The organism is Methylophaga sp. (assembly GCF_009711715.1).
Lineage (GTDB): Bacteria > Pseudomonadota > Gammaproteobacteria > Nitrosococcales > Methylophagaceae > Methylophaga.
The window spans coordinates 149,600-163,965 of the sequence record NZ_VENF01000011.1; the positions used below are offsets into that span (position 1 = coordinate 149,600).

At 52.9% G+C, this 14,366-nt stretch carries 13 protein-coding genes; 4 read left to right on the plus strand and 9 right to left on the minus strand.

Going from position 1 to position 14,366, the window contains the following annotated elements:
- Positions 1 to 6 precede the first annotated feature (6 nt).
- The 5 genes from ispH to FH755_RS09015 all read right to left on the minus strand — a co-directional run bounded on the left by ispH (position 7) and on the right by FH755_RS09015 (position 6,483).
- Positions 7 to 963 carry a 4-hydroxy-3-methylbut-2-enyl diphosphate reductase gene (gene ispH / locus FH755_RS08995; RefSeq protein WP_292440729.1) on the minus strand — a complete coding sequence of 319 codons (957 nt, stop codon included), beginning with the start codon at positions 961 to 963 and terminating at the stop codon, positions 7 to 9.
- Entirely contained in the window at positions 963 to 2,057 is a 1,095-nt protein-coding gene (gene pheA / locus FH755_RS09000; protein ID WP_292440731.1) for a prephenate dehydratase, read from the minus strand. Before pheA ends, ispH begins: the two co-directional genes overlap by 1 nt.
- 9 nt (positions 2,058 to 2,066) lie before the next feature.
- Positions 2,067 to 3,146, minus strand: coding sequence for a 3-phosphoserine/phosphohydroxythreonine transaminase (serC, locus tag FH755_RS09005; RefSeq protein WP_292440733.1), 1,080 nt, complete (start codon positions 3,144 to 3,146; stop codon positions 2,067 to 2,069).
- Between the two features lie 2 nt (positions 3,147 to 3,148).
- Positions 3,149 to 5,737: a DNA gyrase subunit A gene (gyrA, locus tag FH755_RS09010; protein ID WP_292440735.1), complete on the minus strand. Its 2,589-nt coding sequence runs from the start codon at positions 5,735 to 5,737 to the stop codon at positions 3,149 to 3,151.
- Positions 5,738 to 5,844: 107 nt separating this feature from the next.
- On the minus strand, positions 5,845 to 6,483 hold the full coding sequence (locus FH755_RS09015) for an ABC-type transport auxiliary lipoprotein family protein (RefSeq protein ID WP_292440736.1): 639 nt from the start codon (positions 6,481 to 6,483) through the stop codon (positions 5,845 to 5,847).
- Between the two features lie 100 nt (positions 6,484 to 6,583).
- Here FH755_RS09015 and FH755_RS09020 point away from each other — a divergent pair, with 100 nt between their 5' ends.
- The 4 genes from FH755_RS09020 (at position 6,584) to FH755_RS09035 (ending at position 10,662) form a co-directional block, all read left to right on the plus strand.
- Positions 6,584 to 7,102, plus strand: coding sequence for an adenine phosphoribosyltransferase (locus tag FH755_RS09020; protein WP_292440738.1), 519 nt, complete (start codon positions 6,584 to 6,586; stop codon positions 7,100 to 7,102).
- On the plus strand, positions 7,099 to 7,947 hold the full coding sequence (locus tag FH755_RS09025) for an OmpA family protein (protein ID WP_292440740.1): 849 nt from the start codon (positions 7,099 to 7,101) through the stop codon (positions 7,945 to 7,947). Before FH755_RS09020 ends, FH755_RS09025 begins: the two co-directional genes overlap by 4 nt.
- An 81-nt stretch (positions 7,948 to 8,028) precedes the next feature.
- Positions 8,029 to 9,906, plus strand: a complete 1,878-nt coding sequence (locus FH755_RS09030; RefSeq protein WP_292440742.1) for a sodium:proton antiporter — start codon at positions 8,029 to 8,031, stop codon at positions 9,904 to 9,906.
- A 66-nt stretch (positions 9,907 to 9,972) separates the two neighbouring features.
- On the plus strand, positions 9,973 to 10,662 hold the full coding sequence (locus tag FH755_RS09035; protein WP_292440744.1) for a hypothetical protein: 690 nt from the start codon (positions 9,973 to 9,975) through the stop codon (positions 10,660 to 10,662).
- A 1-nt stretch (position 10,663) separates the two neighbouring features.
- On the opposite strand, the gene thiE is transcribed toward FH755_RS09035, so the two are convergent.
- The 4 genes from thiE to FH755_RS09055 form a co-directional block, all read right to left on the minus strand.
- Positions 10,664 to 12,112, minus strand: a complete 1,449-nt coding sequence (thiE, locus tag FH755_RS09040) for a thiamine phosphate synthase (RefSeq protein WP_292440746.1) — start codon at positions 12,110 to 12,112, stop codon at positions 10,664 to 10,666.
- A gap of 138 nt (positions 12,113 to 12,250) precedes the next feature.
- Positions 12,251 to 13,045 (minus strand): thiazole synthase, encoded by a 795-nt coding sequence (locus FH755_RS09045; RefSeq protein ID WP_292440748.1) that lies wholly within the window; start codon positions 13,043 to 13,045, stop codon positions 12,251 to 12,253.
- 6 nt (positions 13,046 to 13,051) lie between these two features.
- Positions 13,052 to 13,264, minus strand: coding sequence for a sulfur carrier protein ThiS (gene thiS, locus FH755_RS09050; protein ID WP_292440750.1), 213 nt, complete (start codon positions 13,262 to 13,264; stop codon positions 13,052 to 13,054).
- Complete coding sequence (locus FH755_RS09055) at positions 13,254 to 14,333, minus strand: FAD-dependent oxidoreductase (RefSeq protein WP_292440752.1); 1,080 nt, start codon at positions 14,331 to 14,333, stop codon at positions 13,254 to 13,256. The genes thiS and FH755_RS09055 overlap by 11 nt, the downstream gene beginning before the upstream one ends.
- Positions 14,334 to 14,366: the final 33 nt, after the last annotated feature.

Here is a 14,366-nt window from a genome sequence, read left to right on the forward strand (position 1 = left end):
TATTTTTTATTTTGTCAGACTGCTCACATCAATCTTAAGTTCTCTCGGTAATGAAAACTCGATGTCTTCACGTAATCCATCATCTTCCTGCACATTCTTAATGCCCAGTTCAGCGAGCCTGGCGACGACCTGTTGCACCAGTACTTCCGGTGCCGAGGCCCCGGCAGTCAGGCCTATCCGTTGTTTGTCATCAAACCACTCAGCCCGGATTTCATCTGCATTATCAATCAGGTAGGCCGAGGTGCCCAGTTTTTCAGACAGTTCACGCAGACGGTTTGAGTTGGAGCTGTTGACCGAGCCGACCACAAGCACCAGATCACATTCATTAGCCAGTTTTTTCACCGCATCCTGACGGTTCTGGGTGGCGTAACAAATATCGTCCTTGCTGGGCCCCGTGATATTGGGGAAATATTCGCGCAGGGCATCAATGACGACCGAAGTGTCATCGACAGACAACGTGGTCTGGGTGACAAATGCCAGTCGTTCCGGATTTTTGACCTTCAGTCTGGCCACATCCTGTGGAGATTCGACCAGGTACATACCGCCCTCTTCCGAGGTGTACTGGCCCATGGTGCCTTCGACTTCCGGATGGCCTTCATGACCAATCAGGATGCACTCCATTCCCTGCTTTTCATAGCGTGACACTTCCATGTGCACCTTGGTCACCAGTGGACAGGTGGCATCAAACACTTTCAAACCGCGCTGTGTACCGGCCTGCTGAACCTGCTTGGAAACACCGTGTGCACTGAAAATCACCGTGCTGTTATCCGGCACTTCATCCAGTTCTTCAACAAACACCGCGCCTTTATTACGCAGGTCGTCTACAACGAAACGGTTATGAACCACTTCATGACGTACATAGATAGGCGCACCGAAAAGCTCAAGTGCCCGTTCGACAATATCAATCGCACGGTCGACCCCGGCACAGAAACCGCGAGGGTTTGCCAGTACTAGCTGTTTCATTAAAGGACTGCCTTGGGATATGACCCCAGAATTCTGAACATCGATGATTCCTGTTCCAGCCGGGCCAGTGCCTCGGCAACGGCCTGCTCGTCAGCGTGACCTTCGATGTCGATAAAAAATACGTATTCCCAGATCCCTTTGCGGGAAGGACGCGACTCAATCCGCGTCATACTGATACCGCTTTCGGCCAGCGGTTTTAATAGAGACTGCAAAGCGCCCGGTTTGTTCTTGGTGGCCACCAGCAGTGCCGTTTTATCGACACCGGATGGACCGACATGCTGGCGGCCGATAACCAGGAAACGGGTCGTGTTATCGGATTCGTCTTCAATATTGTTGGCCAGCACTTTTAATCCGTAAATCGCAGCGGCGGTACTGGCCGCAATCGCCGCAGCACCGGCATCCATAGCAGATACACGTTTGGCCGCCTCGGAGTTACTGTCCAGTGGAATCAGCTCAGCCTGGGGCAATTGATCCCCCAGCCATTGACGGCATTGTGCCAGCGCCTGAGGATGGGCAAAAACCTGGCGCACTTCCTCCAGTGACTCGGCCCGACCCAGCAGGTAATGATGAATCGGCAGTGTGACTTCGCCGTTGATCTTGAGTGATGAAGAGATAAAGCGATCCAGCGTATGACTGACGACCCCTTCAGTGGAATTCTCAACAGGCACCACACCATAACAGGCATTTTCCGTTTCAACTGCCCGGAATACATTGGCAATGGTGCTGACCGACTGCAATTCCACCGAGCCACCAAAATGCTTTAGTGCTGCGGCCTGGGTGAAAGACCCTTCAGGTCCCAGATAGGCAACCTGTAAAGGTTTTTCTGCCGCCAGACAGGCAGACATGATTTCACGGAACAGGCGCGCCATTTCCTGTGATGACAGTGGGCCTTCATTGCGGGCCATGACATTGCGAAGCACCATCGCTTCACGCTCAGGACGGTAGAAATCCGCTTTTTCACCGTTTTCAATTTTGATCCGGGCCACTTCCTGCGCCATGGCAGTACGCTGATTCAGCAAATGCTGGATTTGCTGATCCGTCTCGTCTATCTGCTGGCGAATCGCTTCAAGGGCCTTTTGCTCTTGTTCGTTCATCTGCGGCGCTTACCCGTATTGACGCTCAAACTGTTGCATGAATTGAATCAGTTTATCAACTCCTGCTTCCGGCATCGCGTTGTAGATACTGGCACGCATACCACCCAGATCACGGTGCCCCTTCAAAGTCAGCAATTGCTGTTCAGCCGCCTGTTGCAGAAAAGTTTTTTCAAGACTGCTGTCGGCCAGAGTGAACGGGATATTCATCCAGGAGCGATAACGTGGGTCGACCGGGTTGGCATAGAACGGACTCTCATCAATCGCACGATAGAGCTTGTCAGCCTTACGTTTATTGATTGCTGCCATACCCTCTAAACCGCCCTGCTGTTTCAGCCACTCAAACACCAGACCAGCGAGATACCAGCTGTAAGTGGCCGGCGTGTTATACATCGAGCCATTATCAGCATGGGTTTTATAATTGAGCATGGTCGGCGTACCAGCCAAAACCTCACCCATCAGGTCTTTACGTACAATGACAATGCAGAGACCGGCCGGGCCGATATTTTTCTGGGCACCGGCGTAAATCAGACCGAACTTGCTGACATCAATGGGACGCGACAGAATCGTTGATGACATATCCGCAACAAGCGGCACATCACCCACCTCCGGCACCTCATGTATTTCCAGGCCATGAATCGTTTCATTAGGCGTGTAATGCACATAGGCGGCATCATCCGACAGCTGCCATTCACTGGGATCAGCCACCGTGCTGAATCGATTGCTGCTGGAATCCGTGGCCACATTCACGTCGCAAAAACGTCTGGCTTCTGAAATCGCTTTGCCCGACCAGGCTCCGGTGTTGAAGTAATCCGCCCTGGTCTTGCCCCGCAGCAGATTCATCGGAATCATCGGGAACTGCAATGAAGCGCCGCCCTGGAGGAACAGCACAGCGTAGTCATCCGGAATCGCCATCAGATCCCGCAAGTCGGCTTCAGCCTTTTCGGCAATCGAAGTGTACTCAGGACCGCGATGGCTCATTTCCATCACTGACATGCCCGTTCCCCGCCAGTCCAGCATTTCCTGCTGGGCCTGTTTCATCACGGCATCCGGCAGCATGGCCGGGCCGGCACTAAAGTTATACGCTCTCAAAGTTACTCTTCTGCTGTTGTTGCTGTGTCTTCGTCATCACCCACCGGCAGTTCGGCATCTTCTTCATCTTCAATCACCCGTTCCACACCGACCAGTTTTTCATCGTTGCTGAGGTTGATAAGACGCACGCCCTGGGTGTTACGGCCAACCAGTGATACATCCTTAACCGGCGTACGTACCAGCGTACCGCCGTTGGTGATCAACATGATCTGATCTTCGTCGCGGACCTGTACCGCACCTACAACGCTACCGTTCCGGGCGGAAGTCTGAATCGAAATAATACCCTGGCCGCCACGTCCCTGAACCCGGTATTCAGCCAGATCGGTTCGTTTACCGTAACCAAACTCGGTCGCAGTCAGAATGGCACCTTCTTCCTGGGCAATGATGAGCGCAATAATGCGTTCATCTTCAGCAATCCGCATACCACGGACACCACGGGAAACACGCCCCATAGACCGTACATCAGTCTCAGGAAAACGGATGACCTTACCGGCAGAGCTGAACAGCATCACATCGGAGTGACCGTCAGTTACTGCCACATCGACCAGTCGGTCATCCTCTTTCAGATCGACAGCGATAATGCCGCTTGAACGTGGTCGTGAATAATCCACCAGCGGGGTTTTCTTCACAGTACCGGAAGCGGTGGCCATAAAGATAAACTTGTCGGCTTCGTACTCGCGGATTGGCAGAACGGCATTGATGCGTTCACCTTCTTCCAGCGGCAGCAGGTTGATGATAGGTTTACCCCGCGCCGTGCGGCCACCCTGAGGCAATTCATAGACTTTTTTCCAGTAGACCTTACCGAAACTGGAGAAGCACAGCAGTGTGTCATGGGTATTAGCTACAAACAGATGCTCGACGAAGTCTTCATCTTTCATTCCCGTCGCGGCTTTACCCTTGCCACCCCGTTTCTGTGCCTGATAAGTATCAAGCTGGGTGGTTTTGGCATAGCCGGCGTGCGACAAGGTGACCACCATTTCTTCTTCGCTGATCAGATCTTCCAGCGTCAGATCCAGATGATTAGCCAGAATTTCGGTACGGCGCTCATCACCGTATTCGTCTCTGACCGCAATCAGTTCATCACGAATTACCGCCATCAAATTATCCGGATCGCTGAGAATAGCGAGTAGTTCGGCAATCAGGCTCAGCACTTCACGATATTCATCGAGGATTTTGTCCTGCTCCAGCCCCGTCAGGCGATGCAGGCGCATGTCCAGAATCGCCTGGGCCTGGGCCGGTGACAGGTAATACAGGCCGTCAACCAGTCCCAGCTCGGCAGGTAAATCTTCTGGTCGGGAGGCTTCAGCACCGGCAGCGCCGAGCATTTCCTGAATCAGATCGGATGCCCAGCCCTTGGCAACCAGTGCCTGCTTGGCTTCAGCCGGATTCGGTGAAGACTTGATGAGTTCAATCACTTCATCAATATTGGCCAGTGCAGTCGCCAGCCCTTCCAGAATATGGGCACGTTCACGGGCTTTACGCAGGTCATAGATAGAACGACGCGTCACCACTTCACGACGGTGACGAATGAACGCCTGTAAAACTTCTTTCAGATTCAGTGTGCGCGGCTGACCATCAACAATCGCGACCATGTTGATGCCGAACACCGTCTGCATCTGGGTCTGCTGATAGAGATTGTTAAGGATAACTTCGGGCACCTCACCGCGCTTAAGCACGATAACCATGCGCATGCCTTCCTTATCGGACTCATCACGCAGGGCTGAAATACCCTCGATCTTCTTGTCTTTGACCAGCTCGGCAATTTTTTCCAGCAGGCGGGCTTTATTGACCTGGTAGGGCAGTTCATTAACAACAATGCTCTGCTGACCGGTCGCTTCATTAGTTTCAATATCGGCACGGGCACGGATATGAACCCGGCCACGTCCGGTAGCATAGGCTTCTGCAATACCACGGGCACCGTTGATAATGGCTGAAGTCGGGAAGTCCGGGCCTGGAATATATTCCATCAGCTCTGGAATGCCGATAGCCGGATCATCAATCATCGCGATCGCCGCATTAAGCACTTCCGTCAGGTTATGTGGCGGAATATTGGTCGCCATACCCACCGCAATACCGGAGGAACCGTTAACCAGCAGTGCAGGAATTTTGGTTGGCAGAACAGCCGGCTCGGTTTCCGACTCGTCGTAGTTGGGAATGAAATCGACCGTTTCTTTTTCCAGATCGGCCAGCATTTCATGAGTGATTTTGGCCATGCGCACTTCGGTATAACGCATCGCCGCTGGTGAATCGCCATCCACCGAACCGAAGTTACCCTGGCCGTCGACCAGCATGTAACGCATCGAGAATGGTTGCGCCATCCGCACCATGGTGTCGTAGACAGCAGTATCACCATGCGGGTGATATTTACCGATAACGTCACCGACGATACGGGCAGACTTTTTATATGGGCTGTTCCAGCTATTACCCAATTCCCGCATTGCATAGAGAACCCGGCGGTGAACCGGTTTCAGACCATCGCGAACATCCGGCAGCGCCCGTCCTACGATTACGCTCATGGCATAATCGAGGTACGATTGCTTCATCTCGGTTTCGATACCTATCGAATCCAGTTCTAAGGCAATTTCACTCATTGATTATTCGTCCAGTTAAAGCTTAGCTATCTGCAACAGGTGAACTTATCCACCAAAGCGTTAATCCTACCACCAACGGCGATTTCCTGCACGCTAATCTCTAACTGCTACCTAGCATCGACTTTGGCAAAATAAGCGCTCAAATCCTGCTCCAAAGTCGCGAGAAGCTCCTCAAGCCCTTGTTTCCATCCTGTTACCACATTTCCCGGCGTGGTTTTTTCAATATCGACATCCACTCTAAGTCCGGTCTGGAACAGGTTTTTTTTGTCATCGGCTGAGGTCATGAAGAACTGCATCTCCAGCACGGCCTGGGGCGAATACTCAGGTCGTTTCTCACCATAAAGCGCCGTGACGGCTGATTCGAGCACCAGATCGGCTTCGACGGATTCATCTGTCACGACCTGGCTGAACATGCCTGATTTCTGCAGCCAGCGTTTGAGCTGGGCCGTGAACATCTCTTCCGGTTCGGTGAACAGCTCATGCGGTGGTTGTGCCTGGTATTCACTGTCGTTCACCCGGAATACGATGGTTTTGTCACGAAAATGCGGTACCACCCTGACCGGCTTGAGTAATAAAACCCGGTCCTGGGCAAATTCCTGGGCCACCACGCCGCGGTCCACATCCACCACATAATAGCGTGGCGTTTCGGATTCCTCATCGCCGCCACCCCAGCTGAAACAGGCACTGAGCAGCGTGGTCAGACTGAGCAGCAAGATGAGTTTGAAAACGGTTATCGGGGCTTTCAAAATGACTCCTTATGGATGGCTGGTTTAAGACAGGCTAAAAACTTAAGCAACGCTGCCGATATAATAAACGGCCACTTCGACCAGACTCAATGCATGCCTGATGGAAACTTTGAAAAACAAAATTCGAGATATTGTCGACTTTCCCAAGCCTGGCGTGGTGTTCAAAGATATCACACCGTTGGTCAAGGACCCGGCTACATTAAAAGAATGTATTGCGGCGCTGATTGCTCCCTACCATAAGGAGAACATTACCGCCGTGGCCGGTATGGAAGCCCGCGGATTTATATTCGGTTCTCTCGCCGCCTGGGAACTGGGTGTCGGATTCATTCCGCTACGCAAGCCGGGCAAGCTGCCTTACGACGTTCAACGCGTGGATTATGATCTGGAATATGGCAATGCTTCGCTGGAAGCCCATATCGACGCCATCAGCCCCGGCGACCGAATTCTGCTGATTGACGATGTACTGGCTACCGGTGGCACCGCAAGAGCCAGCTGTGAACTGGTGGAAATGCTGGGTGGTGAAGTCATCGCCTGTGCCTTTGTGATGGAACTTGGCTTTCTCGGCGGTCGCGAACAGCTCGGCCAATATCCTCTGCACTCACTGATTCAATACCAATGAAAAAATTCCTGCTGCTACTGACCTGTCTCTTATCCCAGTCTTTGCTCGCCGAACAGTTTCAGGCACCGGTCACCGACACGCGCTGGCAGGTGGTGGAATCACCGCTGGAATGTTCTCTGACCCAGGCTATTCCGGGCTATGGCGAAGCCGGCTTTTATCGCCGCAACGGCTCTTCGCTGCAACTCACCTTTAATACGCACTCACAACCTGCCGAGCAGAACCAGGTGCAGTTCCTGGTAGCCCCGGCGCCATGGCAGAACAGCGATGAAACCCAGACACTGACAAGCTTGCCAACTAAAGCAGGTCAGACCCGCTTTCAGGTTGAAGGCAATGTGGCTCTGGAAGCGCTGGCCCAGTTGCAGGAGGGCCGTTTTCCTCTGATTGAATACCGCTCGCAGTCATTTTCAAAAAACATCAGGGTGATGTTATCGACGATCCGGCTTAATGATTCCCTGCCCGCTTTCCAGCAATGTTTGCAAAACCTGCATCCGGATAGCTTTGAAGAAATCAGCAAGCTCACGGTCTATTTCCCGCTGGGCAAAGCCACGCTGGATGCTGCCAGCAAAAAAGCGCTTAACCGTCTGGCGGATTATGTGAAGCTGGATGACAGCATCCGCCAAATCCGTATCAGCAGTCATACTGACAATTACGGCCGCAAGAGAGTCAATGAACCGCTTTCAGACGCACGGGCGCATGCGGTCAAAACCTATCTTCTGAAGGAACATGAACTCCCGGCTGAGCTGATCCGCGTGCAGTCATTTATTGACCACAAACCGGCTGCCAGCAACAAGACCGTCGAGGGCCGGGCCAGAAACCGCCGGGCCGAGATTACGCTGCTCCGCTGAGCCTTACCCCTTCCCGCTGAAGGCATTTAATGTCACCATTGCAGACTGTTTTAACTATGCTCGGATGAGCCAGGGTAAGGAATGAATCAGGAAGCCGTCGTCGCGCTATCAGTCATCGGAATCGTCGCCATCCTCTGTCAGTGGTTTGCCTGGTGGATAAAACTCCCTGCGATTGTTTTCCTGCTGATTGCCGGCATCGTGCTGGGTCCTTTAACCGGCTGGCTCAATCCTGAAGCGCTGTTCGGTGATCTTCTGTTTCCGATGGTCTCGCTCGCCGTGGCCGTGATTCTGTTTGAAGGGAGTCTGACCCTCAAATTCGAGGACATACGCGGGCTGCAGCGTGTGGTCCGCAATATTCTCACTGTCGGTGTACTGATTACCTGGAGCCTGATTGCGGTCGCAACCCACCTGTTGCTGGACTTTTCCTGGGGTTTATCGATCCTGTTCGGTGCGATCATGGTTGTGACCGGTCCGACGGTGATTGTGCCCATGCTCCGCACCGTGCGGCCTAATGCCAAAATCTCCAATATCCTGCGCTGGGAAGGCATTGTTATTGACCCTCTGGGTGCCATTCTCGCGGTACTGGTTTTTGAAGTACTGCTGTCTATCCAGCTGCAGGGTCACGTGTCGATCGGCCATACGCTTTACATGTTTGGCAAGACCATTGCTGTCGGTGTTGTCATTGGTGCCGTCGCAGGCTATCTGTTTGGCATTGTACTGCGCCGTCACTGGCTGCCTGAATATCTGCATAACGTCAGCACCCTGGCACTGGTATTCGGTACTTTTGCCATTTCCAATGAAATCTCTGAAGAATCCGGCCTGCTGACCGTCACCATTCTCGGGATCTGGCTCGCCAATATGAAAAACGTGTCGGTGGAGAATATTCTCGACTTCAAGGAAGACCTGAGTATTCTGCTGATTTCCGGCCTGTTTATATTGCTGGCGGCACGACTCAACTTCGCCTCATTTGAGCAACTGGGCATGGGGGCGGTACTGCTGTTCCTCTTCATTCAGTTTATCGCCCGCCCGGTAAAAGTTTTTCTGTCGACAATCGGCTCGGATCTGAGCTGGCAGGAAAAAACCATGATCAGCTGGATCGGGCCCCGCGGTATTGTTGCAGCGGCGGTCACCGCCCTGTTTGCACTGCGTCTGCAGGACATCGGTATGGAAAACGCCGAACTGCTGGTACCACTGGCTTTTGCCATCATCATCGGTACCGTACTGGTACAGGGCTCCACGGCAAAATTTATTGCCAAGCGTTTGGGCGTTGCCGAACCGGAAGACAGCGGCTTTCTGATTGTGGGGGCGAATCTGGTGGCACGAACAGTGGCTAAGGCCCTGAATGAGAATGGCTTCAGAACCCGCCTCACCGATGGCAGCTGGACCAATGTCAAAGCAGCCCGGATGAGTGGTCTCGATACTTATTACGGTAATGCCGTCTCAGAGCATGCTGACCGGCATCTGGATCTGATTGGACTGGGCCAGGTTCTGGCGCTGACACCGCAAAGTGAGCTTAATGCCCTGGCTGGTATGCGCTACAAAGCGGAATTTGGCAGTAATCAGGTTTACTTTCTCTCTACCGAGAAAGAAAAAGATAAAGAACGTAATGAAGCTAAATCACGCAAGGCTATAAGCCACGATTCACATACCCTGTTTGGCAATGAAATCACCTATGCCAAGCTGGCCAGCCTGATTTCGCGTGGCGCTAAAATCAAACAGACCAAGCTGACTGAAAACTTCAGCTTTGAAGATTATCTGCAACAGCATGGTCGTCGTGTGACCCCCCTGTTTGCATTTAACCCGCGTAAGCGTTTGCGCTTCTTCACGGCAGCGGAATCACCCTCTCCGGAAACCGGCTGGACCGTCGTCTCTTTGGTTCAGGATGATAGCGACCCGGCACAAACCGAGGGACCGACGAATGAGAATGGCAACCTGGACGAAAATCGTCTGCCAAGCTGATTAAAAGTAAAGCAATGCTAGCTGTGTCCGATAACCCTACCGGACACAGGCAGGACAAATACCGTAATGGCAGAAAACAGCGCAGACGATATTCTTGAAGAAGGCTCAGGCGAAGAACCCCAGGCTAAAAAGAAAGGGCTATCAACCGCTTTGCTGATTAAAATTGCTGCCGGTCTCGGGGTGGTGCTGATTGCCCTGATTGTCAGCTTCTTTTTCCTGTCTCAATCGGCCGATGTGGATACTGAAGACACGGAACAAACCACGCAGAGTGAATCGGAAGCTGAAGCAGCGCCGACCGAATCAGAGACCGAAAGCAGCAACACAGAAGACACGATCGTCTTGCCTGAGGTCCCCTCAGACGAAACCGCTGAAGAACCCAGCGCGGATAATGCCAGTGAGTTCAACCCGGCCGTGGGCCTGGCGGCGACAGGTGCGTCAGCCGTGAGCTCACCGGTGACACAGCCGACGACAAAAATTCTGTCTGAACTGGTTGCTTTACAGCAGCAAATGGCCGGTCTGCAGGAAGAAAATCAGATGCTCATCAAACGGGTTGAAGCACTGGCAAAAGAAAATGAAGCCTTAAAATCCAAAACCCGGCAAATCGATAATACTAATCCCGATGCCATCATTAATGACGAGCAGCTGGTCAACAGCGATGATATTCCGCTTTACTACCGGGAAAGCGGATCAGGCGCCCCCCAGCCGGAACTGGAACCCAAATGGGGCGACTTTGACGAATACGGCAGCGACAGCTGAGTTATTGCCACAGCGACAGCAGTTCCTGCGTCGCGGCACGGTAATCCTCGGCTAGGGTAATGGCGGTAATCATCGCCACGGAGCCAACGCCGGTAGCTTGTAATTCACGCGCACGTTCATGATTAATGCCGCCAATCGCCACGACCGGATAGCGATCAGACAAAATATCCACCCACTGTTGCAGACGCTCAATGCCCTGCGGTGAAAATGGCATTTGTTTGCTGGTTGTTTCATAAATCGGTCCCAGCGCGATATAACTCGGATTTACAGCCAAAGCCCGTGCCAGTTCCCAGTAGGAATGCGTTGAAATCCCCAGTCTCAGACCAGCCTCGGCAATTGTCTGCAAATTGGCATCATGCAGATCTTCCTGCCCCAGGTGCACGCCATATGCACCGGCCTCAATCGCCAGCTGCCAGTGATCATTCACAAAAAAGCAGACCTGATTGCCATTCAGATGCGACAGCGCCTGCTTAATTTCCCGCCAGGTTTCGGTCTCGTTGCGGTCTTTCACCCGCAGCTGAATGGTCTGAATGCCCTCATCCACCAGCTTTTTAATCCACTCATTGCTATCTACTACCGGATAAATACCCAGCCGCTGCGGGCAGGCTGGAAATTCAAACTGTTTGCCAATCAGCGCCGACTGGTAACAAAGCCTGGGGATATCTTCCAGCTTCATCGGCTCACGGCTGTGGGTAATGACCTGATAAGGCCCGGCTTTTTCGGATAATCGAATACCTCGGGAGACATAGGCCTTGGCCAGCACCACCGCATCACGGATATCCTGACCACTCGCCAGATGGGCTGCGATCGATGAAGCCATCACACAGCCCGTACCGCGCACTTGCTTATCCCGTTTTTCCTGGTAGCAATAAAATCCGGTCTCTTCAAAAACAAAATAGTCACTGGCAAATTGGCTATCACTGTGGCCGCCTTTTACCAGGCAAGCATGGAGACCGGCTTTACGAAGCTCATCAGCACCCTGTTCAGGTTCTTTCACTCCGACCAACAAGTTCAGTTCCGGCAGATTCGGTGTCAGCAAAGTCACGCGAGGCAACAGCGCTGTAGAAATATAGTCCTGGACTTCAGCGGCTACCTGCTCACCACCACTGCTACTGGCCAGCACCGGGTCCAGCACGACGGGAATACCTTCGAGCTGCTGCAGAATCTGTTTAATGCATTCAGCAATCGCGAGATTGGGAATCAAGCCGATTTTGACGGCGGCAATATCAAAATCGGCCCTGCAGTTTTCAAACTGGGCCAGCAATTTTTCCGGGCTGACTGCACCGAGTTCAGTCAAGCCTTCAGAAGTCTGCTCGGTCATCCCGGTAATCAAAGGCAATGCATGACAGTCGTGATGCTTTACCGTCGCGATATCGGCCGCGATGCCGGCGCAGCCCTGCGGGTCCAGGCCACCGATGAGTAATACTGCAGGTTTGGTTTCAGTTGTCATTGACCGTTTATCTGTAAATGCGTGTTGTTATAAAAAAGATTTGTCATCGCGAGGCCGATAGGCCGCAGCCCTGAAAAATGCAGCGGACTGGATTGCTTCGCCGTCACCTCCTCACAATGACGGTTTCCGCTCAGTCTTCTAACCCTGTTGCCAGATCGGCTGATCCAAAGTCGGTGTACTGGGCTTGGCATTATCCCGTTTAGGCATAATCCCGGCCTCATAGGCCAGACGGCCGGCATTAATCGCATCAGCAAAAGCATAGGCCATGGTTTCCGGCTCCAAGGCTTCGGCAATGGCGGTGTTCAGGAGAATACCGTCAAAACCCAGCTCCATGGCCTGCACCGCATCGGAGGGTTTACCGATACCGGCATCGACCAGCAAGGTCAGCTCGGGCAGACGTTCACGCAATGTTTTCAAGGCATAGGGATTCAGCAAACCCTGACCGGTACCAATCGGTGCGCCCCAGGGCATCAGCACTTCACAACCGAGATCTGCCAGTTTCTGACACAGCACCAGATCGTCGGTAGTGTAAGGAAAGACCTTAAAACCATCTTCAATCAGAATTCTGGTGGCTTCCACCAGTGCAAAGGGATCAGGTTGCAGGTTGTAGCTGTCACCCATCACTTCCAGCTTTACCCAGTCGGTGCCAAACAGCTCACGCGCCATGTGAGCCGTTTTGACCGCTTCCTTGACGCTGTAGCAGCCGGCGGTATTGGGCAGCAGATGACAGTTCAGTTCTTCAATCATCTGCCAGAACTGTTCACCACTATGGGCCTGGTTGGCAGACTGACGGCGCAGAGAAACGGTAATGACCTCGGCCCGTGAGGCACGAATCGCATCGACCATGACTTTGGGCGAGGGATACAGGGCGGTGCCGATAAACAGACGGCTGCCAAGTTCCTGTCCGTAGACTGTCCAGTTGGATGCTTTCATGTGTGTTTAACCTCCACTAATCGGAGACATAATTTCAATCTGATCGCCGGCCTGGATAGCATGCTGATCCCAGTTGGATTTGGGCACGACTTCATCATTGATGACGACGATAAACCGCCCACCGACGGCCTGACTTTCAAGAAAAGCCGAGACCGTCTGTGTCTGATCAATCGACAGCGGTTCACCGTTAAACTGAATCTGTTGCTGATTAGATGTCATATAACTCTCCGAAATGTACCTGCGCCTGTCTGCCCGCCAGTAATTGCGTCAAATCCTCAACCACGGCAGGACCGAACAGGTATCCGTGGCGGTAAAAGCCATTGATGATATAACCCCAGTCGGTGCGTTTAATGGTCGGCATATTATCCGGCAGACCCGGGCGACAATGTGCCGTCATCTCCATAATTCTGGCTTCAGCAAAACCTTTATGCAGGCTGTACAAAGCTGACATCAATTCCAGCCCGCTACGCACCGTAATCGGGGAACGGTCATCGCTTTCAATCACCGTCGCACCGAGCACATATTCATTATTGGGCCGGGGCGCCAGATAAAACGGATAACGGGGGTGCATCAAACGTATGGCATGTTTGAAATTCACTTCCGGTGCCTGCACCCGAATCACCTCGCCGCGCACGCTGCGAAGCTTAGTGAGATTCTCTTTCCCCCCATTACCACGGCAATCAATCACGGCATCAAAATGCTCAGCATTACAGTTCAGATACTGCTGACAAAGCCGGTCGATTTCAGCCGGGTTGAGTTCGCCGATAGCTTCGGTCTGCACCCAGTCACAATGTTCATCCAGCATGGCCGACAACTGCCGGTATAGCTGACGGTTATCAATACAGGATTCCTGCTCGAACCACATCGCCTGGGAAAAGTTATCCGCCAGTTCCGGCTCACGTTCCTGCAATGCCTGTTGGTCCAGCAGCTGAAAGTCAGAAGCATCCAGCACATGCGACGCCCGCCGCTGAAACCGGGCCATATCGGCCTGATCCCCGGCATGGGCGACCACCAGCGTGCCTTCATTCTGGTAATAAACCGGCTCTGTCAGCTCTTTCAGCCACTGCGGCCATAAAGCGTAGGAGCGCAAACCCACAGTTTTCACCATGGGTTCGGCGCTAATCGCCTCCGTGGCAGGGGCCACCATCGATGCCGCGACATAACCGGCACTGTCACTCCCCTGCTTATCATCTTTCGACAGCAGTGCGACCTGGTGGCCGGCCTGAAGCAGACGCCAGGCTGTCAGGCGTCCGATCAGGCCACTTCCGATTATCAGATAACGATTCATTTCAGCTGCTCATATAATCCACAGTGTTTGCTT